This window comes from Pseudomonas sp. Z18(2022), assembly GCF_036346535.1.
Taxonomy (GTDB): domain Bacteria; phylum Pseudomonadota; class Gammaproteobacteria; order Pseudomonadales; family Pseudomonadaceae; genus Aquipseudomonas; species Aquipseudomonas yamanorum_A.
The window spans coordinates 60,854-81,824 of sequence record NZ_JAOTOA010000016.1; the positions used below are offsets into that span (position 1 = coordinate 60,854).

Genomic DNA, 20,971 nt, shown 5'->3' on the forward strand with positions numbered 1-20,971 from the left:
TGGGGTATGACGAGGAAAACATCCGGTAATTTACCCGGCCAACAAAAAGCCCCGCGCTTCATATCGAAGGCGGGGCTTTTGTGTTTCTACCTACTTGGAATGAAAGCGCCGGTTCAGCGCAATCCGCTTGGCCTCCACTTCCCGCAGGTGTTTGTGATGCCGCCGCCACAGCACCAGCACGATGATCAGCACCAACACCACCAAACCACCGCCCCACAGCAGGTACGGCATGGCGGTGATCAACAACGGCGCATCCCCACCCCGACGCAGGCTGGTCACTTCTGCGGAACTGACGCTCAGCGCCGGGTTGCCGAAGGTGTGCAGGCTGTAGTTGGCAATGGCGGCGATTTGCGCGTCGTCCAGGTCGCCGCCCAGGGCCGGCATGCTTACGGCGCCGTCGGCCCCTTTGCGGTCGATGCCCGCGATGATCGCCATCACCAGGTTGTTGGCCTGGTTGCCGTTGAGCGCGGTGTTGAGGCTCAGGGACGGGTAGAACTTGTCTGCACTGCCCTGGCCATCGCGGCCATGGCAGCTGGAGCACGCCGAGTTGTAGAGGCGTGCGCCATCCATGCCGGTGGCATCGGCCAGTGAGGCCTGGTCGCCCTGGCCGGTTTCCAGGGTGCTCATGTCCACCGGCGTGACTTTACGCACCACCCGCTCAGTCTGGCCAGGATCGCGGATCGGCGGCACGGTGTGCAGGTAGGCAGCCATGGCATGTAGGTCGCTGTCGCTGAGGTAGCGGAAGCTGTTTTCCACCGCTTCGGCCATGCCGCCTGCGGCCTGGGCCTTGTCGGCGAGGTGGCCGTTTTTCAGGAAGTTGACCAGGTCGTCGTCGCTCCAGTCCCCCAGGCCGCTGACCTTGTCGGAGGTGATGTTGGGCGCAACCCAGCCTCCCAGTTTCGCACCGGCCAGGTACTGGCTGTTGTCCTCGGCCATCAGGGCGTTACGCGGGGTGTGGCAGGCGCCGCAGTGGGCGAGGTTGTCCACCAGGTACTGGCCACGGCGGGTCTGTTCGGTGGCGCCGGGCTTGGGCTCAAAACCCTGGCTGTCGAGGAACACCAGGTTCCAGCCGAACATCAGTTGGCGGATGTTGAACGGGAACGCCAGGTGGGTTTCCGGCACTGGCTGGTCCACGGCTTTGACGCCCTGTTGCAGGTACACGTACAAGGCGTGGATGTCGTCATCGCTCATGCCCTGGTATGAGGTGTAAGGCATCGCCGGGTACAGGTGCTGGCCCTTGGCATTGATGCCTTTACGCAAGGCGTCGGCCAGTTGCTGCTCGGTGTAGTCGCCAATGCCGTAGGCCTTGGACGGGGTGATGTTGCTGGAGATGATCTTGCCCATGGGCGAGTCGATCACATACCCACCGGCCAGCGGCGCGCCGCCGTTTTCAGCCGTACGGTGACAGGCTTCGCAGTCGCCGGCACGGGCCACATAGGCGCCTTTCTGGATCAGCGCGGCGGTGTCTTCAGCGGCAAACACCGGCAACGCGGTGAGCAGCAAGGCCAGCAACGGAAATTTAAGCAACCCCATGACCTAGACCTCCCGCGCAATGATGTCGGCCATACGGATACTCAGCGCCACGCCGGCCAGGGTCGGGTTGATGGTGCCGGAGGCCGGGATCACCCCGGTGGTGGCGAGGAACAGGTTGGCGTGGTCGTGGGTGCGGCACTCGTGGTTGACCACCGAGTCCTTGGGGTTGGCGCCCATGATCACAGTGCCCATCAGGTGGTCGCGGTTCTGGTAGCCGGTGTTGTCTTCCACCACCGTGCCGCCCATCAGTTGCACGAAATGCGCATAGTCTTCGGTGACGCCGGCCTTGGCCGCCTTCACGTAGTCGCCCACCTCGTAGTTGACCACCAGCATCGGGATGCCCAGGGCGTCCTTGCGGGTGCGGCTCGGGCGCACGGTGTTGGTCGCCAGCGGCAGGGTTTCATACACGGTGGACACGTCGACCCAACGCGCCGCGTCGTGGCGGATGCGCTCGTCCAGCTCCTTGCCGTACACGCCCTGGGCGATCAGCCGCTTGGCCACGGCGATGTTGGGCACGTTGTTGGAGATCGAGTGTTTGACCGAAGCCCGTTCCTTGCGGAACTCACCGTCACGGCGGTTGAAAATCCCGCCCTGCTGCACCGCCCCGCGCCCCGGCCACAAGGGTTCGTCGGCGATAAATTGCAGGCCCTGGCCAGTGTGGTCCATCAGGTTGCGACCGACCTGGTCGGAGGAGTTGGCCACCTCGGAAATCAGCAGCAACTTGGGGGTTTCCAGGCCATGGGCGGCGACGATGAAGTACTTGGCGGTGAGCCGCACATCGGCGCCGGTAGAGCTGCGGTAATGGATCGCGACGATCTTGCCGTCCGCGCCTTTTTCCAGCTTGTAGGCCGTGGCGTCGGTGATCAGCTTGGCGCCGGCCTGTTCGGCGTGGCGGGCGTGCACATCGCCGCTGTACATCGCGCCGATGGGGCACACCGGCATGCAGTTGTTGTTGCCGCTGCATGCCGGGCGCCCGTCGTAGGGTTCGGTGGCGCGGCCGTTGGGCTCATGGATAAAGTGATACCCGGCCGGGGCCATGCGTTCGCGCAGGCGCTGGAACAGGTAGGTATCGCCTTCCGGCGCCATCGGATAGGGGCTGGAGCGCGGCGGGAAAGCGCCGCCGCCCTGCCCGCTCTGGTCCTGGGTGTCGCTGCCGCAGACACCGAGGGCAATTTCCGCGCGCACGTAATAGGGTTCCAGCTCGCTGTATTCCAGCGGCCAGTCGCGACCTACGCCGTACAGGGTCTTGAGCTTCATATCGTTGGGCAAGTAACGCCAGCACGCCGCCGCCCAGTGCCAGGTGGTACCGCCCACCAGTTTCAACATGCCGGGACGAAATTCAAAAGAACCGGTGTTCTCGATGTATTGCTCATCATAAGAATGATGGGCCCACGGCTCATTCGGATACGGCGAGTTGTAATTGCCCTTGTTCGACGAATTACGGAAGTTCTCGACTATCTTCCAGCGAGGAATATGTTCACCCGCTTCCAGAATAATCACCGACTTGCCGTGTTTGGCCAATTCAAATGCTGCGTTACTGCCTAATGCGCCGGAGCCAACCACAATGACATCGGCGTCAAAATCCTGATTCATAAAAGTGCCTTGTCTTAGTCGTTGGCCAGCGTGGCCGGAGGATTAACCCAGTAATTGGTTTTTCCCCGGGAGTACGTCGGGATCACCGTGGCGTCCGCGGTCGGCGCGTAGGCCAGGGCGCCGGTGAAGGTCACCAGCCGCGTGCCGTCGGTGGCGCGCAGGGACACCGGCGTGCCGGTGTAGCCCAGGTACCAGGCCGAGACGATTTTCTGCGTCGTATCCTTGACCACCGGGTCGCGGTAGAACGGGCTGCCGGACAACTGGCTGACGCTGCGCAGGTGATGCTGGCCAACCTTGCTCCACAAGGCTTTGATCTTCTGGGGGAACGCAGGGTCGTTCTGGGTGCACTGGGCCAGGATGCGCAAGGACAAGGCGGCATCCACACTCGTGCGTTCGAGGAGGAACATCGACAATTGGCGGAACGATTCAATGTCGTCAGTGGCGGCGCTGCTGACGTCCTGCGCCAGCGCAACACCGGCCCACAGCGGGGCGAACAGGCCGGCACCGGTCAAGGCTGCGCCTGAATATAGGAGTTTTCTTCGGGTTATCACGGGATATCTCCTCATGAGTCGAACAACTATCGGCGCATCGGCCAAGTTCGACTTCACTGCAAAAGGCTGAGTACTTCGTTCACGGAGGTTGAACGGACTTTAAGAGCCCTTTTTATAGCTGCCAGGAGAACGCCAAGCTGTCGTGCAGCTTGTTAATTATGGATATGAGCAATAGCGCGACCGTCTATAACAGCCGCTTAAACACCGTACAGCAATTGATCCCGTAATAACATGAAACATCCGTTTGGATGTTTGCTCAGTTATGCAGGTAACTCGCCAGGGGATATTTCGCGCACAAGGTTTGGGCCTGTAAATACAGGGATTTCTGTACGGCAGCGTCGAGGGCGTACTTGTGCTCGCCCAAGGGCGTGACCGCGTCGAGTACCCGACACACCAGGTCGACCACCTCGCGGCATCCCTCGGCATCGATGTGGCGTTGCGCCAGGGAAACGCTGCCGATGCACAAGCCGTTGGCGACGAACGACGGGCGCGTCTCCCCCGGCGCGCGATGTTTGTCCACGAGGATGCCGCACTGCTCCAGCGCCGCCTGGGCGATGGCGCCGGTGATGCCCCCGCGCAAGCGAATCAGCACCGAGTGGTTTTCACTGTGCCCGCCCACCACCTCGTAGTCTCCCGCCTGAAATGCACTGGCGAGTTCATCAGCGGTGGTGCGAACCCGTGCCATCCAGGCGTCGAATTCCGCCGACATGGCGTAGCCGAACGCCGCCGCTTTCGCCGCAATCATGTTGAAAGCCGGCGCGCCCTGCATCCGCGGGAACACCGCCTGGTCGAGCAGGCGACTGAAGGTGGTCTTCAGGCCGGGCACCTTGGTTTCGGCATCCCGACCCGAAAGAATCAGGCCGCCACGAGGGCCACCCAGCTGGCGGTGGGTGCACAGCGTGGTGACGTGGGCCAAGTCGATCGGGCTTGGATGGCGCCCGGTGGCGACCAGGCCGGCGATGGTCGAGATGTCCGCCAGCAGGATCGACCCGGCTTCGTCGGCAATGGCGCGCAACCGTTCGAAATCAATGAGGTGTGAATAGGCCGTCGCACCGCAGATGATCACCCGCGGGCGATGGGCCAGGGCCAGGGTGCGTACCTCTTCGTAGTCGATCACGCCCTTGGACGTGGTGCCGTATCTGAGTGCCTTGTAGTACGCGCCGGTGAACGCCACCGGGCTGCCATGGCTCAAGTGCCCGCCGTGATCCGTGGCCATGCCGAGCACGGTGTCTCCCGGCTCCAGCAAGGCAGCCAGCACCTGGTAATGGGCGGTTGATGCCGAGTGTGATTGCACACCGGCGTACTGCGCACCGAACAGCTGACAGGCGCGGCGAACAGCCAGGGATTCGACCCGGTCGGCATTCTCGCAGCCGGCGTGATGACGCCAGCCAAGGGCACCCTCGGCGGTCACGTTGACCAGCACCGAGGCGGACGCCGCCAGGATATGCGGCTTCACCGCGCAGGACGAAGCAGACAGTGACAGGGTCTGGTGTTGGCGCGTGACCTCCGCATCCAGCAGCCCTGCCAGCTCCGCGTCTTCTGCCCGCAAATCCGCCAACCCTCGTTGCAACAGGCCGGCGTGGTGGGTAAGTGGTTGCGTGTCGACTGCCATTGTCCTGTGTTCCTTCCCTGAAAATCACGAACGCCTTTCCGTTGGGCGCAGGGCAATTAAGCAGAAAAATGAACATTTTCCAAATTAAATGATTCTTTTTGGCCGGGTACAGGGGGACAAGGCCCATGTGCCGGGGCTGAATGCTGGCCAATCGCCAAAAAACTGATCACGGTCTTTATTCTTGTAGCGGGCGCGTGCAACACTTCGCGCCGCGGCGAAGCACGCAACCCCGGCCAAAATGGACGCTCGGGGTAAAACATAGGGAAGTGGTGGGCATTTGATCCATAGAAAAGAACGCACCGAGTATTTGAAGAGCAATATCAAATACCTGATCAAAAGCCGCGGAGAGACGCAGCTGTCGCTGTGCAACGCGGCCGGCCTGACCAGAACCACGATCTACAACATCCTGGAAGGCAAGGTCGTCAACGTACAGCAGTCCACCATCCGCAAGATCTCGGATTTCTTTGGCGTCTCCTATGAAGAAATCGAGACCCTCGACTTTGAAGAAAAAGAGATCATCGACAGCAGTATTTCCCCCCAGGGAAACATGAACCCCGCTGCCGTGCCGATCATCAAGCAAAGCCAGGTCATGGCGAACATGGACAAGCGCATTGGCGAACTCGCCACGCTGTACCCGCTGACCTACTACTTCGGCACCTCCTACAACTTGATCGCTGTTCTACTGGAACATGAAATTGCCGGCGTCAACGAGCCCGGGGATTTGTTGATCGTGCAGAAAGGCTCGTCGAGCGACGACAAGGAAAAGTTGGTGTACGACTGCGCCAGCAAACAACTATTCATCACGGATGAAGCGTGTGTGAGCTCGGATCGTATCTGTGTGGTGGGAGATATCATCGAGGAGCGCTTCAATGACCACGTATGAGCACGAAGTCGAGAACAGCAAATACAAACTGCTGGGGTTCGAGAATGACAAGAGCCTGGCGGTGATCATGGTGATCGCCACGGGCAAGATCATTCGAGTAAAGCTGAGCGAAGTGCTGAACAGCGAAATCATGGACAATTTAAACAAAATGGAAGTCAAGAACATGTACAAGAAGTTCTATTCACAGGGCGGGGCGCTCACCGCGTACGAGCTCAACGACCGCAATGAGAACTCATGGATGATTTATATCATCCTGAACCTGCTGCTCTTCACGTTCTATATCTTTACCAGCATCGCCGCGACCAAACCGATTTACCTGGAGTCGCTGGGCATTATTGTCACCCCCGGCACGTTTCTGTACCCGCTGACATTCCTGATCGTGGACTTGCTCAACGAGCAGTTCGGCCTCCGGCTGGCGCGAAGGGCGATCCTGTTTGCGTTTGCCAGCAACGCGATGATCATCATCCTGCTCTACGGCTCGACCTTCCTCCCCGGCTTGCCCGGCTGGAAGCTCGACGGGCCTTACAACGACGTGATCATCCAGGTGTCGTCGGTGCTGATCGCCTCCTCGGTCTCGTTCCTGGTGTCGGAGAACATAAACTCGTACCTGCTGTGCAAGATCAAGGAGCTGACCAACTCCAGGTACCTGTTCCTGCGGATTTTCCTGAGTACGTTTTTCGCGGTGATTATCGACAGTTTCCTGTTCTGCTTCATCGCGTTCTACGGTGCGATGCAGACCAGCGACATCCTGAACATGATCTACGTGCAGATCGCGATCAAAGTCTGCTTTGCCTTCTTCAACATCCTGCCGGCCTACGGTGCCCGCTCGTTGTTCAAGCGCTACATCACAGGCGATAACCAGGCTGCGCAGCAAGCCAACTGATCGATGAACGTTCCCGTGCTCAGCACGGGAACGCTGCGCATCAACCCAGCTTGCCTTTCAGGCTCTGCATGACGGCAGCCTTGTTTTCCAGGTAGTCGTTCAGGCCCCGCGCACGAAGGTTGCACGCGTCGCAGTTGCCACAACCGGTGCCGATAATGCCGTTGTAGCAGGTCAGGGTCTGGTTGCGGATCAGGTCCAGCTGGTGGTGATAGTCCGCCAGGGCCCAGGTCTCGGCCTTGTTCAGCCACATCAGCGGCGTCTGCAGGCGCACATCGTATTCCATGCCCAATTGCAGCGCTTTATTCAGCGCCTTGACGAACTCGTCCCGGCAATCCGGGTAGCCCGAGAAGTCGGTTTCACACACGCCGGTGATCACGGTTTCTGCCTTGACCTGATAGGCGTAGATCGCCGCCAGGGTCAAAAACAGAATGTTCCGGCCTGGTACGAAGGTGCTTGGCAAACTCTCGCCCGAGCTGTTCACCGTGGGCACCGGGATGTTGTCGCGGGTCAGGCTGCTGATGGCCAGCTCGTTCAACAGCGACACATCCATCACCTTGTGAACGGTGGCGCCCAGTTGCTTGGCGAGCTTCTGTGCAACTTCAATTTCCGCCACATGCCGCTGGCCATAATCGAAGGTAATGCAGTGCACCTCGTCATACAGCGGCAGTGCCTGGATCAGGCAGGTTGTCGAGTCCTGCCCACCACTGAAGACGATAACGGCTTTTTTACTCATCATTCTGCTTCCTGCATTTATCACATGTGTAGGAGCAAGGGGGACGCCTAGTTCTTGCTCGCGAAAAACGTCAATGATAACGCAGCGTATCTGGTTTAACGCGGCGCCCTCTGGTTTTTCGCGAGCAAGCTCGCTCCTACAAAAAAGCCCCGCGCTTCTCACGAAGGCGGGGCTTTTTTTACTTCATCCACTCAGTGGGCGTACGTCAGCAGCAACTCTTTCGGCACCTGGAAATCCAGGGACATCATCACGCTCAAGGCGGTGATGGTGAAGATCGAGAAGACGAACAGCTTGCGTGCCCAGACGGTGTCATCCACCGCCTTGTAGCCGGTCCAGGCCATGTACAACCAGTACATGCCCATGGCGGCGGCGACGGCGAGGTAGCTCATGCCGGCGTAGCCACTGAAGGTCAACATCAAGGTCGCCACGAGGAAGGCCAGGATGTAGAGCAGGATGTGTTTCTTGGCGACCTTGATGCCACGCTTGACCGGCAGGACCGGAATCGAGGCAGCCAGGTAGTCATTGAAGCGGAAGATCGCGATGGCATAGGAGTGCGGCATCTGCCACAGGCTGAACATCACCAGCAGCACCAGCGCGGCCATGTCGAAGCTATTGGTCACAGCCACATAACCAATCACCGGCGGCATCGCCCCCGACAGACTGCCCACCAGCGTGCCGTGAACCGACTTGCGCTTGAGGTACAGGCTGTAGAAGCCGACGTAGATGACAAAGCCGATCACGGCAAACAGCGCCGCCAGCGGGTTGGCCACCTTGTACAACAACACGACGCCGGCGATACCCAGGATGGTCGCGAAGATCAGCGCCAGTTTCAGGGAGATGAGGCCCTGCACCAGCACACGATTCTTGGTGCGTTCCATCTTGATGTCGATATCGCGGTCGATGCAGTTGTTGAATACACAACCGGAAGCTACCACCAGGGACGTGCCGATCATCGCAGCCAGGAAAATGGCCAGATCGACATGCCCCTTGGAGGCCAGGAAGAAACCGCCTGCCACAGAAAGCACGTTACCGAAAATGATCCCCGGTTTGGTGATTTGGATAAAGTGCTTAAGCGACATCGGGTCTTACCTCACTTCGCCATCATGAACGTATGGATGCTGAACATGATCCATACCGACAGGCCAACCAGCAGGAGGATCACCAAGCCTGCGAACACGAACGCAATCACGTTATCGCGCTGAGCCTTGGAGCGGTCCAGGTGCAGGAAGTACACCAGGTGAACCAGCACCTGAATCACCGCGAACGCCAGGACGATCATCAAGGTGATCGACTTCGGCAAGGTTGGGTACATCACCAGGCCGAACGGGATCAGCGTCAGGATGACCGACAGGATGAAGCCGATGGCGTACGACTTGACGCTGCCGTGGCTGTCATCGTGGCTGTCATGGGAATGTGCATTAGCCATTACAGAGTCCCCATCAGGTAGACAACGGTGAAGACGCAGATCCAGACCACGTCCAGGAAGTGCCAGAACAGGCTCAGGCAGCTCAGGCGAGTCTTGTTGGTGTTGGTCAGGCCATGTTTGTTGACCTGATACATCATGGTCGCCATCCAGATCAGACCGGCAGTCACGTGCAGACCGTGGGTGCCTACCAGCGTGAAGAACGCCGACAGGAAGCCGCTACGGTGCGGGCCGTAACCTTCGGAGATCAGCAGGTGGAACTCGTTGACCTCCATGCCGATGAAGCCCAGGCCGAACAGGAAGGTCAGTGCCAACCAGCTCAGGACGCCTTTCTTGCTGCCCTTGTAGAAGGCCAGCATGGCGAAGCCGTAGGTGATCGAGCTGAACAACAGCAAGGCGGTTTCGCCGAGCACGTAAGGCAGTTCGAAGATGTCGTGGCCCGACGGGCCACCCGCTACGTTGTTTACCAGTACCGCGTACACCGCGAAGATCGACGCAAACAAGATGCAGTCGGTCATCAGGTAGAGCCAGAAACCGAATACGGTCATTGGCCCCGAGTCGTGGTGATGGTCATCGTGCCCATGGTCATCGACATGGGCGTGTCCAGCATTGGTCACTAAGTTCGACATGGTTTAAGCCTGTTCCAACGAGGTTTCAACACGGTTGGCCGGGATCTTCTTCTCGGCAACCAGGCGAGCGTGTTGCTCGGCTTCGATGCGTTCGATCACGTCGACCGGCACCATGTAGCCTTGGTCATCACGGGCAGCGTGAACGATGAAGTAGCCGATGGTGCCCACCAGGCTCACGATGGCCAGCCACCAGATGTGCCAGATCATTGCGAAACCGAATACGGTCAACAGCGCACCCATCACAACGCCGGTAGCGGTGTTGTTAGGCATGTGGATCGGTTCGTAACGCGCAGGCTTCTGGTACGCCGTACCGTCTTCCTTGGCTTCGGTGAACGGATCGATGCTGTCAGCCTTAGGCAGTACGGCAAAGTTGTAGAACGGCGGTGGCGACGAGGTCGACCATTCCAGGGTGTGTGCATTCCATGGGTCGCCGGATTCGCACATGTTCTGCTTGCGATCACGCACGCTGACATACAGCTGGATCAGCTGGCAGGCGATGCCCACGGCAATCATCACTGCACCGACCATGGCGACGTACAGGTACGGCACCCACTCAGGGTTGGTCGTGGCGTTCAGACGACGGGTCATGCCCATGAAGCCCAACGCGTAGAGCGGCATGAACGCGACGAAGAAGCCCGAGATCCAGAACCAGAATGCAGCCTTGCCCCAGCCTTCGTGCAGCTTGAAGCCGAACGCTTTCGGGAAGTAGAAGCTGAAGCCTGCGATGTAGCCGAATACTGCGCCGCCGATGATCACGTTATGGAAGTGAGCAATTACGAACAGGCTGTTGTGCAGTACGAAGTCAGCACCCGGGATGGCCAGCAGTACGCCAGTCATGCCGCCGATCGCGAAGGTCACCATGAAGCCCAGGGTCCACAGAACCTGGCTGGTGATACGCAGACGACCGTGATAGATGGTGAATAGCCAGTTAAATAGCTTCACCCCCGTCGGGATGGAAATCAGCATCGTCGCCAGTCCGAAGAACGCGTTGACGCTGGCCCCCGAACCCATGGTGAAGAAGTGGTGCAGCCAAACCATGAAGCCCAGTACCGAGATCGCGCCCGAGGCGTAGATCATCGAGTGGTGACCGAACAGGCGCTTGCCCGAGAAGGTCGAGATCACTTCAGAGAAGATACCGAACGCTGGCAGGATCAGGATGTACACCTCAGGGTGACCCCATGCCCAGAACAGGTTCACGTACATCATTGGATTGCCACCAAGTTCGTTGGTGAAAATGTGGAAATCCAGGTAACGGTCAAGCGACAGCAACGCCATGGTTGCAGCCAGGATCGGGAACGATGCAACGATCAGTACGTTGGCCCAGGTGCAGGTCCAGGTGAAGATCGGCATGTCCATCAGCTTCATGCCAGGGGCGCGCATTTTCAAGACGGTGGCCAGGAAGTTGACCCCCGTCAATGTCGTCCCGAGTCCTGATAACTGTAGCGCCCAGATGTAGTAATCCACACCCACGCCCGGACTGTAGGCCAGGCCCGACAGCGGCGGATACGCAACCCAACCGGTCTTGGCGAATTCGCCGACGCCCAGGGACAGGTTGATCAGTACCACGCCGGATACCAGCAGCCAGAAGCTCAAGGAGTTCAGGAACGGGAACGCAACGTCACGCGCACCGATCTGCAGCGGCAAGGCAAGGTTCATCAGGCCGGTGAAGAAAGGCATCGCCATGAAGATGATCATGATCACACCGTGGGCGGTGAAGATCTGGTCATAGTGTTCAGGAGGCAGGTAGCCAGGCGAACCCTCGGTGGCCATGGCCAACTGGGTACGCATCATGATGGCGTCGGCAAAACCACGCAGCAGCATGACCATGGCAACGATGACGTACATGACGCCGATTTTCTTGTGGTCGACCGAAGTCAGCCACTCGGTCCACAGGTAGGTCCACTTCTTGAAGTAAGTGATACCTGCAAACAGTGCCAGACCACCCAGCGCGATCATGGCGATGGTCACCATCACGATCGGCTCGTGGAACGGGACCGCATCCCAACTTAATTTACCAAACATCGTTTACTCCTCTGCCCCAGCAGTTGAATGCGCGCCCGTGTCAGAACCTTCAACCGCGGCCACTTCTTTCTTCTCGTGCTCGATCGGCTTGCCTGGTTTCATACCTTCGTACTTGTCGACGATTTTCTGAAACAGGTCCGGCTCGTACGTGGAGTACAGGGCGACAGGGTTGTTTTGGCTCGGTTTGGCAAGAGCGTCGTATTCAGCTTGATCAAGCTGTTTAGGTGCGGCCTTGACTTCGGCTACCCAGGCGTTGAAATCTTCCTGGCTTGTCGAGATCGCTTTGAATTTCATGCCGGTGAAGCCAGCACCGCTGTAGTTGGCGGAGATGCCTTCCATTTCAGCTTTCTCGTTCGCGATCAGGTGCAGACGGGTCTGCATGCCTGCCATCGCGTAGATCTGGCCGCCCAGCGCAGGGATGAAGAACGAGTTCATCACGGCATCGGAGGTGATCCGGAAGTTCAGCGGGGTGTTCTCCGGGAACCGGATCTGGTTCACAGTGGCGATACCCAGGTCCGGGTAGATGAACAGCCACTTCCAGTCCAGCGCGACCACTTCGATGTTGATCGGCTTGACGTCGGAGTCCAGCGGACGGTACGGGTCCAGCTCGTGGGTCGACTTATAGGTGATGTAACCCAGGGCGATGATGATGAGGATCGGAACCAGCCACACCGCGATTTCAATCTTGGTGGAGTGCGACCACTTCGGCGCGTAGGTGGCGCTGGTGTTCGACGCGCGGTATTTCCAGGCGAAGGCGAACGTCATGATGATCACGGGCACTACAACCAACAGCATCAGCAGAGTGGCGGTGATAATCAGGTTTCGTTGATCCAGACCGACCTGACCTTTAGGGTCGAGCAAGGTCCACTTGCAGCCTCCCAGCATTAACAGCATGCCGAGCAGCGGCAAAAAGCCTAGTAATCGGGGGTACCTGTTTTTACTCATCTCACGACCTCTAAAGCAGCTTGCGCAATGCAGTTGGGTTTTGATCGCCAACACTTCACCCTGCCAAGGGTTGGCATTTCTCTTCGATTGAATAAGGGCCTGCCCGTCGCACCTTGCGCGAATCGACACGTCCCGGGCTAGCGGTGAGTTCTTATTCGAATTCGTTGGTCAAAGGCCTTGTTACAGACCAATTCCATTTGGTGCGGATAGTTGAAAGGCTGCCGGCACCTGGGGTCGCATGAAACGTTACATCCGCTTCTCGACCGCCCTAGTTTGCTCAGGGGTGAGCAGCACCGGACATTCAGTGCGGGCGATTGTAGTTAGCTAGCGATGTATAAACCATGTCTTATCCAGAAATAATTTTTATCGTTTCCAGCAATAATCCTTCACCATTATTGCAAAGGTCCGCGATCGTATCGCGTTTGATTCTCGACAAAAACCACAAAAAATGCCGTGTTATTGGGCAATCTGCCACATCCCCTACGGGCTGTAAGGGCATCAAAAACGGATCCAAGTGCCCTGAAAACAAGGCATTCGTACGTCAGCCAATGTCGCCGACCTCGCGCCACTCGCGGCGTCGCCCAGACCACGAACTGACAGCCATAAAACGCCGCTTCTTGCAAATTTACGCCGCGTTTACGGGCGTCAGAAACGTCCCGCGACAGTGTCCGTGTGACAACATGTCGCATGCTGCGCGCACCCAAACTTGCCCCGCGTCACGGTCCCTTCACAAAATGCCTACAAACAAAAACGCCCCGGCCTTCTTTATAGGAAGGCCGGGGCGTTGACGGGCTACAGCTTAGGCTTTGCCCTGGCGATTACGGTAGATGCCCAGTGGCACCAGGATCACCGTGAGCACAAAGGCCACCAGCGCCCACTGGGCCAGGGACAGGCCAAGCACGGGCGGGTACGGCGTCTCGCAGAAGCCGTCGACCTGGAACCCCAGCGGAAACACCGAAGCCAGCGGCAGGCCATCGACAATCGGTTGCAGCACATCGATGCCGCAGCTGACCTTCGGAAAGAACTGGATGTACACGTGATAGCCGGCAGCGGCGACGCCACCCAGGGCACTGAGGGTCACCAGCGCTTCAAATACCGTGACACTGCGGGTGGTGCGCATGGCGGCACCGATGAAGGCGAAGATCGCGATCAGCAGCAAGGCATAACGTTGCAGGATGCACAGCGGGCATGGCGCCTCGCCCAACACCACCTGCATGTACAGCGCCCCGCCGATCAGCGCCAGGCAAATGATGCCCAGCAGTACCAGAAAGCGTCGCTCCCTGCCCAAACGCAATTCGTCGATCATCCCCGTTTCCCTTTAGCCAATTGTGGTTGTGCCAATGGCCGCAAGTTTACACGCGGACGGTGAAAGTTGAGCAGTTGGCGTGAGGAGGTTTAAACAGGGAGGGTTAACAGCGGATTAATCGGGGAAATGTTGTGACTGTACTGACGCCATCGCGGGCAAGCCCGGCTCCCACATTTGACTGAGTTGCCCAAGCAAACACTGTCCCATGTGGGAGCCGGGCTTGCCCGCGATGGAGCCGACCCGGTGTATCGATTAAATCCTATTCCAGCGCCGACGCCGGCCCAAAGAACTCATACCGGCTCTGCTTCTCCGGCACACCCAGGGCCTTCAGATGGCGCTTGATCGCCGCCATAAAGCCTTTAGGCCCCAGGAAGTACGCATCCACATCGCGCTCCTGCGGCAACCACGCCGCCAGTTGCTCCTGGCTCAGCATGCCAACCTTGTCCGCCGCGGGGCTCACGCCATCATCTTCGGCGTAGCAATAGAAGCGCTTGAGTTGCGGATGCTGCGCGGCCAGGCCGTCCACCCAGTCGCGGAACGCATGCACCCCGCCGTTGCGCGCGCAGTGGATAAAGTGAATCGGCCGCTCAGTGGCCAGGGCGGCTTCAAGCATCGGCAGGGTTGGCGTGATGCCCACGCCGCCGCTGATCAACACCAATGGCTTGTCGCTGGCCGCCAGGGTGAACTCACCCGATGGCGGGAACAGGTCGATGGTCGCGCCTACCGGGAACTGGTCATGCAGGTAGTTGGACACCCGGCCACCGGTTTCGCGCTTGACGCTGATGCGGTACTGGCCCGAATCGCCACGCGCCGACAGGGAATAGTTGCGGCGCACTTCCTCGCCCTCCAGCACCAGTTTCATGCCGATGTACTGGCCAGGCTCGGCGGCCAGGATCGGGCCGTTATCCACAGGCGCAAAGTAAAACGAGATGATTTCCGCGCTCTCCTCCACCCGCTTGACCAGGGTGAACGCGCGCGCACCGCGCCAGCCACCCGGTGCCTCTGCCTTCTCTTTATAGATAGCCGCCTCGGCACCGATCAGGATGTCAGCCAGTTGGCCATAGGCGGCGCCCCAGGCGTTCATCACTTCAGGGGTGGCGATTTCGCTGCCCAGCACTTCGGAAATCGCCCGCAGCAGGCAGGTACCCACGATCGGGTAATGCTCCGGCAGGATTTGCAGGGCCACGTGTTTGTTGATGATCTTGGCCACCAGATCGCCCAACTGGTCCAACTGGTCGATATGGCGGGCGTACATCAGCACGCCATTGGCCAGGGCCCGGGGCTGGTCGCCACTGGCCTGGTGGGCCTGGTTGAACAGTGGGCGAACTTCGGGGTACTCGGACAGCATCATGCGGTAGAAATGGGTGATCAGGGCTTCGCCGCCGCTTTCCAGCAGGGGCACGGTGGATTTGACGATGGCACGGTCTTGGGCACTAAGCATGGGAGACTCCTGGGTCTTCTTACTGAATACCCTTTACTACTCAGTATTCATGCCAACTAATAAATCCATATAAATCAGTATCTTGAGAATAATATAGTCAATATGACTCCCTCCACTTTATAGTCACTATGACTACAAGGAGTCATTATGACTGCAAAGCCGCTGCTCACCACCCTGCTGCCACTGGTCGCCGACCTGTCCCGCGAGTTGCCCGAAGGCGAGCGCTATCGACGCCTGCTCCAGGCCATGCGCGCCCTGCTGCCCTGCGATGCCGCCGCCCTGCTGCGCCTCGACGGCGAATGGCTGGTACCGCTGGCAGTGGATGGCTTGAGCACCGACACCCTCGGCCGGCGCTTCAAGGTCAGCGAGCACCCGCGCTTTGGCGTGCTGCTCAGCAGTCCCGGCCCGACCCGTTTTGACAGCGACAGCGACCTGCCCGACCCCTACGACGGTCTGGTGGACGGCCTGCACGGCCACCTGGAAGTCCACGATTGCATGGGCTGCCCGCTGTTTGTCGACGACCAGCCCTGGGGCCTGCTGACCCTCGATGCCCTCGACACCGAGCGTTTCGAGCGGGTGGAACTGGACGCCCTGCAAGCCTTCGCCAGCCTCGCGGCTGCGACGGTGAATGTCGCCGAGCGCATCGAACGCCTGGCCCTGCGCGCCGAAGACGAACACCAGCGGGCCGAAATCTACCGTCAGGCCAGCGGCCAGCAGCACAAGGAAATGATCGGCCAGAGCAAGACCCACAAACGCCTGGTGGAAGAAATCAACCTGGTGGGCGGCAGCGACCTGACGGTGTTGATCACCGGCGAGACCGGCGTTGGCAAGGAGCTGGTGGCCCAGGCGATCCATGCTGCATCAAACCGTGCGGAGAAACCGCTGATCAGCCTCAACTGCGCCGCCCTGCCGGAAACCCTGGTGGAAAGTGAGCTGTTCGGCCATGTGCGCGGGGCGTTTACCGGCGCGTTGAATGAACGCCGGGGCAAGTTCGAACTGGCGAATGGCGGCACGCTGTTCCTGGATGAAGTGGGCGAGTTGTCCCTTACCGTGCAGGCCAAGCTGCTGCGGGTGCTGCAAAGCGGCCAGTTGCAGCGCCTGGGGTCCGATAAGGAACATCAGGTGGATGTACGCCTGATCGCCGCCACCAACCGGGATTTGGCCGAAGAAGTACGCAACGGTCGCTATCGTGCGGACTTCTACCACCGTTTGAGCGTGTATCCGCTGCAAGTGCCCGCCCTGCGGGAGCGCGGCCGCGATGTGCTGTTGCTGGCGGGGTTTTTCCTTGAGCAGAACCGCTCACGCATGGGCCTGGGCAGTTTGCGCCTGACCAGCGATGCCCAGGCGGCGCTGCTGGCGTACACCTGGCCGGGGAATGTGCGCGAGCTGGAACACTTGATCGGCCGCAGTGCATTGAAAGCGTTGGGCAACTGCGGGGAACGGCCGAAGATTCTCAGCCTGGACGCGGCAGACCTGGACTTGCCGAACGTCAACGCGCCGCCGATCGCAGACCAGCCCGCCGACGTGCCGGACGTCACCGGCGACCTGCGCCTGGCCACCGAGAACTACCAGCGCCAGGTCATCAGTGCCTGCCTTGAACGCCACCAGCACAACTGGGCCAGCGCCGCCCGCGAGCTGGGCCTGGACCGGGCCAACCTGGGGCGGATGGCCAAGCGCCTCGGCCTGAAGGAGTGAACGGTGATTCCCAGGCAAAGGCGATCCACTGTGGCAGCTGGCTTGCCTGCGATGCAGGCACCTCGGTCCTTCAGCCGCACCGAGGTGATGCTATCGCGGGCAAGCCCGGCTCCCACACAAGCCCACCCCACAGTCAGACCTGCTTCGCTTTGTAGAGCGGACTGATCGGCGCGCTAGCCTTGGGCTTACGAAACACCAACACATTCCCCAGCATCACCAGCACCAGCCCGGCCAACGCCGGTGCGGTCCACTGATAGCCCTCGGCAAAGGCCGAGACGTTCAGCGCCACCACCGGGAACAGTACGGTGCAATACGCCGCCCGTTCCGGCCCCATGCGCCCGACCAGGGTCAGGTAGGCGGTAAACCCAATCACCGAACCCGGAATAACCAGGTACAGCAACGAACCGATGTAGCGGCTGTTCCACTCCATATCAAACGGAATGCCCTGCACCGCGCAGTACATCGCCAGCATCGACGCGCCATAGGCCATGCCCCAGGCGTTGGTGGTCAGCGGCTTGAGACCGGCCTTCTGTTGCAGGCTCGACAGCATGTTGCCCGCCGAAAAACACATCGTGCCAAGCAACGCCAAACCCAGGCCGAGCAAGGTTTGCGGGCTGGCGGTGTGCCCCACCAGTTCCGGCCAGAACAACAGGCCCAGGCCGAGCAAGCCAAGGCCACCGCCCATCAACACATTGCGCGCAACCTTCTGGCCGAAGAACACCCGGGCGTTGAGCGCGTTCCACAAGGTGGCCGTGGAGAACACCACCGCCACCAGGCCGCTGGGAATCCACTGGCTGGCCGTCAGGAAGCACATGAAGTTGACGCAGAACAGGCACAGGCCCTGGGCCAGGCAGATCAAATGCCCGCGGCGGTTCATCACCTGCAGCTTGCGGCTGAGCAGCAACATCACGAACAGCACCAGCGCCGCCAGGCCGAAGCGATAGACGATGGACACTGGAATCGCCACCACCCCCAGCTGCCATTTGAGGGCGATCCAGGTGGTGCCCCAGATCAGCACGGTGAGTAAATACAGGAATAGATTCATGACGGGCTCCTTGGGGTTGAGCCACAGTTTCGCCCCGGGTGGCGCCAAGTCTCTTGCACATTCTTGCGCTTTTGTCGGCTGCCGGGATCACAGCCGTCGCCGCTGGGAGTAGGATGCAAACCGTCAGAGAGTACGAATATGCCGCCACTGGAAACCCTGCAAGTCTTTCAATCCCTCAACCGCTCGCCCAACGCTCGCCTCGAGCTGTGCGCCGAGCTCGGTGACGGCTTGTCTGCAGCCTTGTGGAGCAACCACCACGACGCCCAGGATTACCAGGCCCCCGATCACCACACCCTGTCCTGCTACATCGGCGGCGGCACCGGCACCTTTCGCCGCGACCAGCCCGGCACCAAGGGCGGCCCGGACAAGCTGTGCATCCTGCCGGCCGAGCATCAGTCGGCCTGGGTGATCAACGGCGAGATCCGCCTGGCCCACGTGTATTTCAGCCCGGAGCAATTCGCCCTGGGCTGCGTGACCTTGCTGGACCGCGAGCCGCGGGAGCTGTTGTTGCGTGAGAGCACGTTTCTCGACGATGCCCAGCAGGCCCGGCGCTTTCACCAGTTGATCCGCCTGAACTGGAAAGAGCCCGGCGAACGCTTGCTGACCAGCAGCCTGGCCCATGAAATGCTCAGCCATACCTTGCTCAGCCAGGTGGGGATGCGTGAGGGTTTGCGCTTGAAAGGCGGACTCGCCGCCCACCAGCGCCGGCAATTGGTGGAGTACATCGACCAGCAACTGGCCGAGCCGGTCAGCCTGGGGCAGTTGGCGGGGTTGTGTGCGTTGTCCGAGTACCACTTTGCGCGGATGTTTCGCGAGAGTTTTGGCTTGCCGCCCCATCAGTACCTGCTGGCGCGGCGGCTGGCCCGCGCCCGGGAGCTGTTGCGGGGCGGGTCGTTGCCTCTGGGCGAGATCGCCCTGGCGTGCGGGTTTTCCAGTGCCAGCCACTTTACCAACCGGTTCCGCCAGGCGATGGGGGCGACGCCTGGGGAGTACCGGCAGGCGTTCCTGCCTTGAACCCGTCAGGGAATGGAGATTTGAGAATGTGGGAGCTGGCTTGCCTGCGATGCAGGCGACTCGGTACATCAGTAACACCGAGGTGATTCCATCGCAGGCAAGCCAGCTCCCACATTTTGATCCTCAGTGCTCATTTGATCTTCAGTGCTCAATAGTCCGTGCTGTTGGCCAGCGCCGTGGCTAATCGGTTTTCCAGTGCCTTGATGCGTGCACCTTCAACCACGTAGTTATTGCTCACCATCGCAAACACCAACTTGCGCCCACTGGCATCGGTGACATAACCGGTCAACGACGACACGCCACTCATGGAGCCGGTCTTGCCGTGCAGGTTGTTCTCGGCCGCCGTGCCCCGCAGGCGATAGCGCAGGCTGCCGCCCGCCATGCGCTGCGCATTACCGGCAATCGGCAAGGCGTTGTACCAGGCGTTGAACCAGGGCTGTTTGCTGGCGGCCAGCAGCAAGTCTGTCAGGTTCTGCGACGACACCAGGTTGCGCCGGGACAACCCCGAACCGTCCACCTGGTTCAACGTCGCTGTATCAATCCCCTGGCGCGTGAGGAACCCCGCCACCGCTGCCACACCCGCCTGAGCTGTCCCGGCATTGGCGGTCTTGCGGCCCATGGTCTTGAGCAATGCTTCAGACATGTTGTTGTTGGAAAGCTTGAGCAGCGGCGTGATCAACTCCTGCAGCGGCGCCGACTCATGCACCGCCAACACCGTTGCCGCCACGGGAGCCACACCCCCAATCACGCGGCGCCCTTGCACGGTAATCCCCTGCTGCGCCAACGCCTGCTCAAACAGATTGGCGACCAGTTGCGTCGGCTCCCACACACTGATCAGTTGCGGACTCTGCCGACCCGGCGCCAGCGCGCCACTGAGGCGCAACAGGTTGGTGCCATGCTGGCGGTTGATCCCATAGCTGTTGCCCGCCCCGCTGACGGCGCGGTTGCTGATCTGCACGTAGTCGGTAGCCGGGCTGATATCCACGGTCACCGGGCGCCCCGCCACTGCCGGCGCCTTGGCCGTGACCAGCAGGGAACCCGCATCAAAATCCGTATTGGGCGACACCGTCAGCGCCGAAATCTGCGCGCCGTAATAGGTGCTTTCGTCGTCCTGGGACCAGTCGACGCCCAGGCGCTCGGCGTCGAAAAAGCTGTCATCGAACACCAGGTCGCCTTGTACCTGCTTGATGCCCTGCTGCGCCAGGCTGGCGGCCAACGCCTGGTAATCCGCCCACTGGACCGTCGGGTCGCCCAGGCCGCGCAAGTAAAGATTGCCGTTAAGCACCGCGCCCTGGCGCAGGCCGTCACTCAACAGTTGCGTGGAAAACCGATACTGCGGCCCCAGCACATCCATTGCCGCCGCGGTGGTCAGCAACTTGAGGCTGGAGGCCGGGGTCAGCCGCGTGCGCGGGTCGTGCTGGTAGAGCGTGCTGCCGCTGCGGGCATCGCGCACCATCAGCGACACGCTGGCACCGTGCAGCGCCGGGTCGGCCAGCAGTTGGTCGAGGCTGGCGCTGGTGGAAGTTTTCGGCGCCGTGGCGCAACCGCCCAGCAACAAGCTCAAGCCCAGCAGCAGCCCGCCGGCGTGTGTCCATCGTCCCAACTGCATCGGTCTCGTGTTCCCGCAAAGTCATTAAAGGCGGCAACGCTAGCAGCTCGACAA

18 protein-coding genes are annotated in these 20,971 nt (G+C 60.3%); 4 read left to right on the forward strand and 14 right to left on the reverse strand.

Annotated features, from left to right (window positions below):
* Positions 1-90: 90 nt before the first annotated feature.
* The 4 genes from V3W39_RS25040 to glyA form a co-directional block, all read right to left on the reverse strand.
* Positions 91-1,533 (reverse strand): c-type cytochrome, encoded by a 1,443-nt coding sequence (locus V3W39_RS25040; protein ID WP_330213532.1) that lies wholly within the window; start codon positions 1,531-1,533, stop codon positions 91-93.
* Positions 1,534-1,536: 3 nt separating this feature from the next.
* Entirely contained in the window at positions 1,537-3,126 is a 1,590-nt protein-coding gene (locus tag V3W39_RS25045; RefSeq protein WP_177040724.1) for a GMC family oxidoreductase, read from the reverse strand.
* Positions 3,127-3,140: 14 nt separating this feature from the next.
* A complete protein-coding gene (locus V3W39_RS25050) occupies positions 3,141-3,692 on the reverse strand; it encodes a sugar dehydrogenase complex small subunit (RefSeq protein ID WP_330213533.1) in 552 nt (183 codons plus the stop codon).
* Between the two features lie 241 nt (positions 3,693-3,933).
* Positions 3,934-5,289 carry a serine hydroxymethyltransferase gene (glyA, locus tag V3W39_RS25055; RefSeq protein ID WP_330213534.1) on the reverse strand — a complete coding sequence of 452 codons (1,356 nt, stop codon included), beginning with the start codon at positions 5,287-5,289 and terminating at the stop codon, positions 3,934-3,936.
* A 277-nt stretch (positions 5,290-5,566) separates the two neighbouring features.
* Here glyA and V3W39_RS25060 point away from each other — a divergent pair, with 277 nt between their 5' ends.
* A complete protein-coding gene (locus tag V3W39_RS25060) occupies positions 5,567-6,172 on the forward strand; it encodes a helix-turn-helix transcriptional regulator (RefSeq protein ID WP_177079938.1) in 606 nt (201 codons plus the stop codon).
* Complete coding sequence (locus V3W39_RS25065; RefSeq protein ID WP_177040732.1) at positions 6,159-7,055, forward strand: queuosine precursor transporter; 897 nt, start codon at positions 6,159-6,161, stop codon at positions 7,053-7,055. The genes V3W39_RS25060 and V3W39_RS25065 overlap by 14 nt, the downstream gene beginning before the upstream one ends.
* Positions 7,056-7,095: 40 nt before the next feature.
* Here V3W39_RS25065 and queC read toward each other — a convergent pair whose 3' ends face one another.
* The 8 genes from queC to hmpA form a co-directional block, all read right to left on the reverse strand.
* Positions 7,096-7,788: a 7-cyano-7-deazaguanine synthase QueC gene (gene queC / locus V3W39_RS25070; protein ID WP_330213557.1), complete on the reverse strand. Its 693-nt coding sequence runs from the start codon at positions 7,786-7,788 to the stop codon at positions 7,096-7,098.
* A gap of 191 nt (positions 7,789-7,979) precedes the next feature.
* Positions 7,980-8,867: a heme o synthase gene (gene cyoE / locus V3W39_RS25075; RefSeq protein ID WP_003216376.1), complete on the reverse strand. Its 888-nt coding sequence runs from the start codon at positions 8,865-8,867 to the stop codon at positions 7,980-7,982.
* Between the two features lie 11 nt (positions 8,868-8,878).
* Positions 8,879-9,214, reverse strand: coding sequence for a cytochrome o ubiquinol oxidase subunit IV (gene cyoD / locus V3W39_RS25080; RefSeq protein WP_003216374.1), 336 nt, complete (start codon positions 9,212-9,214; stop codon positions 8,879-8,881).
* A complete protein-coding gene (locus V3W39_RS25085) occupies positions 9,214-9,840 on the reverse strand; it encodes a cytochrome o ubiquinol oxidase subunit III (RefSeq protein WP_008435616.1) in 627 nt (208 codons plus the stop codon). The genes cyoD and V3W39_RS25085 overlap by 1 nt, the downstream gene beginning before the upstream one ends.
* Positions 9,841-9,843: 3 nt before the next feature.
* On the reverse strand, positions 9,844-11,862 hold the full coding sequence (gene cyoB / locus V3W39_RS25090) for a cytochrome o ubiquinol oxidase subunit I (RefSeq protein WP_177040737.1): 2,019 nt from the start codon (positions 11,860-11,862) through the stop codon (positions 9,844-9,846).
* Between the two features lie 3 nt (positions 11,863-11,865).
* Positions 11,866-12,807, reverse strand: a complete 942-nt coding sequence (cyoA, locus tag V3W39_RS25095) for a ubiquinol oxidase subunit II (RefSeq protein ID WP_177040739.1) — start codon at positions 12,805-12,807, stop codon at positions 11,866-11,868.
* 799 nt (positions 12,808-13,606) lie between these two features.
* Positions 13,607-14,113: a disulfide bond formation protein B gene (locus V3W39_RS25105; RefSeq protein WP_008435621.1), complete on the reverse strand. Its 507-nt coding sequence runs from the start codon at positions 14,111-14,113 to the stop codon at positions 13,607-13,609.
* A 259-nt stretch (positions 14,114-14,372) separates the two neighbouring features.
* Complete coding sequence (hmpA, locus tag V3W39_RS25110) at positions 14,373-15,554, reverse strand: NO-inducible flavohemoprotein (protein WP_330213535.1); 1,182 nt, start codon at positions 15,552-15,554, stop codon at positions 14,373-14,375.
* Positions 15,555-15,701: 147 nt separating this feature from the next.
* On the opposite strand from hmpA, the gene norR reads away from it, so the two are divergent.
* Complete coding sequence (gene norR, locus V3W39_RS25115) at positions 15,702-17,249, forward strand: nitric oxide reductase transcriptional regulator NorR (RefSeq protein WP_330213536.1); 1,548 nt, start codon at positions 15,702-15,704, stop codon at positions 17,247-17,249.
* Between the two features lie 133 nt (positions 17,250-17,382).
* On the opposite strand, the gene V3W39_RS25120 is transcribed toward norR, so the two are convergent.
* A complete protein-coding gene (locus tag V3W39_RS25120) occupies positions 17,383-18,294 on the reverse strand; it encodes a DMT family transporter (RefSeq protein WP_177121111.1) in 912 nt (303 codons plus the stop codon).
* A gap of 138 nt (positions 18,295-18,432) precedes the next feature.
* Between V3W39_RS25120 and V3W39_RS25125 the strand changes: the two genes are divergently transcribed.
* Positions 18,433-19,308: a helix-turn-helix domain-containing protein gene (locus V3W39_RS25125; protein WP_177040747.1), complete on the forward strand. Its 876-nt coding sequence runs from the start codon at positions 18,433-18,435 to the stop codon at positions 19,306-19,308.
* Positions 19,309-19,456: 148 nt separating this feature from the next.
* Here the strand turns inward: V3W39_RS25125 and dacB are convergent, their stop codons facing one another.
* Positions 19,457-20,917, reverse strand: coding sequence for a D-alanyl-D-alanine carboxypeptidase/D-alanyl-D-alanine endopeptidase (gene dacB, locus V3W39_RS25130; RefSeq protein WP_330213537.1), 1,461 nt, complete (start codon positions 20,915-20,917; stop codon positions 19,457-19,459).
* Between the last annotated feature and the right edge of the window lie 54 nt (positions 20,918-20,971).

What these genes read in the sequence shown, in the direction of transcription:
- V3W39_RS25040 (WP_330213532.1), bottom strand. Translation starts at nt 1,533, where the DNA reads ATGGGGTTGCTTAAATTTCCGTTGCTGGCCTTGCTGCTCACCGCGTTG.
- V3W39_RS25045 (WP_177040724.1), bottom strand. Translation starts at nt 3,126, where the DNA reads ATGAATCAGGATTTTGACGCCGATGTCATTGTGGTTGGCTCCGGCGCA.
- V3W39_RS25050 (WP_330213533.1), bottom strand. Translation starts at nt 3,692, where the DNA reads ATGAGGAGATATCCCGTGATAACCCGAAGAAAACTCCTATATTCAGGC.
- glyA (WP_330213534.1), bottom strand. Translation starts at nt 5,289, where the DNA reads ATGGCAGTCGACACGCAACCACTTACCCACCACGCCGGCCTGTTGCAA.
- V3W39_RS25065 (WP_177040732.1), top strand. Translation starts at nt 6,159, where the DNA reads ATGACCACGTATGAGCACGAAGTCGAGAACAGCAAATACAAACTGCTG.
- queC (WP_330213557.1), bottom strand. Translation starts at nt 7,788, where the DNA reads ATGAGTAAAAAAGCCGTTATCGTCTTCAGTGGTGGGCAGGACTCGACA.
- cyoE (WP_003216376.1), bottom strand. Translation starts at nt 8,867, where the DNA reads ATGTCGCTTAAGCACTTTATCCAAATCACCAAACCGGGGATCATTTTC.
- cyoD (WP_003216374.1), bottom strand. Translation starts at nt 9,214, where the DNA reads ATGGCTAATGCACATTCCCATGACAGCCACGATGACAGCCACGGCAGC.
- V3W39_RS25085 (WP_008435616.1), bottom strand. Translation starts at nt 9,840, where the DNA reads ATGTCGAACTTAGTGACCAATGCTGGACACGCCCATGTCGATGACCAT.
- cyoB (WP_177040737.1), bottom strand. Translation starts at nt 11,862, where the DNA reads ATGTTTGGTAAATTAAGTTGGGATGCGGTCCCGTTCCACGAGCCGATC.
- cyoA (WP_177040739.1), bottom strand. Translation starts at nt 12,807, where the DNA reads ATGAGTAAAAACAGGTACCCCCGATTACTAGGCTTTTTGCCGCTGCTC.
- V3W39_RS25105 (WP_008435621.1), bottom strand. Translation starts at nt 14,113, where the DNA reads ATGATCGACGAATTGCGTTTGGGCAGGGAGCGACGCTTTCTGGTACTG.
- hmpA (WP_330213535.1), bottom strand. Translation starts at nt 15,554, where the DNA reads ATGCTTAGTGCCCAAGACCGTGCCATCGTCAAATCCACCGTGCCCCTG.
- norR (WP_330213536.1), top strand. Translation starts at nt 15,702, where the DNA reads ATGACTGCAAAGCCGCTGCTCACCACCCTGCTGCCACTGGTCGCCGAC.
- V3W39_RS25120 (WP_177121111.1), bottom strand. Translation starts at nt 18,294, where the DNA reads ATGAATCTATTCCTGTATTTACTCACCGTGCTGATCTGGGGCACCACC.
- V3W39_RS25125 (WP_177040747.1), top strand. Translation starts at nt 18,433, where the DNA reads ATGCCGCCACTGGAAACCCTGCAAGTCTTTCAATCCCTCAACCGCTCG.
- dacB (WP_330213537.1), bottom strand. Translation starts at nt 20,917, where the DNA reads ATGCAGTTGGGACGATGGACACACGCCGGCGGGCTGCTGCTGGGCTTG.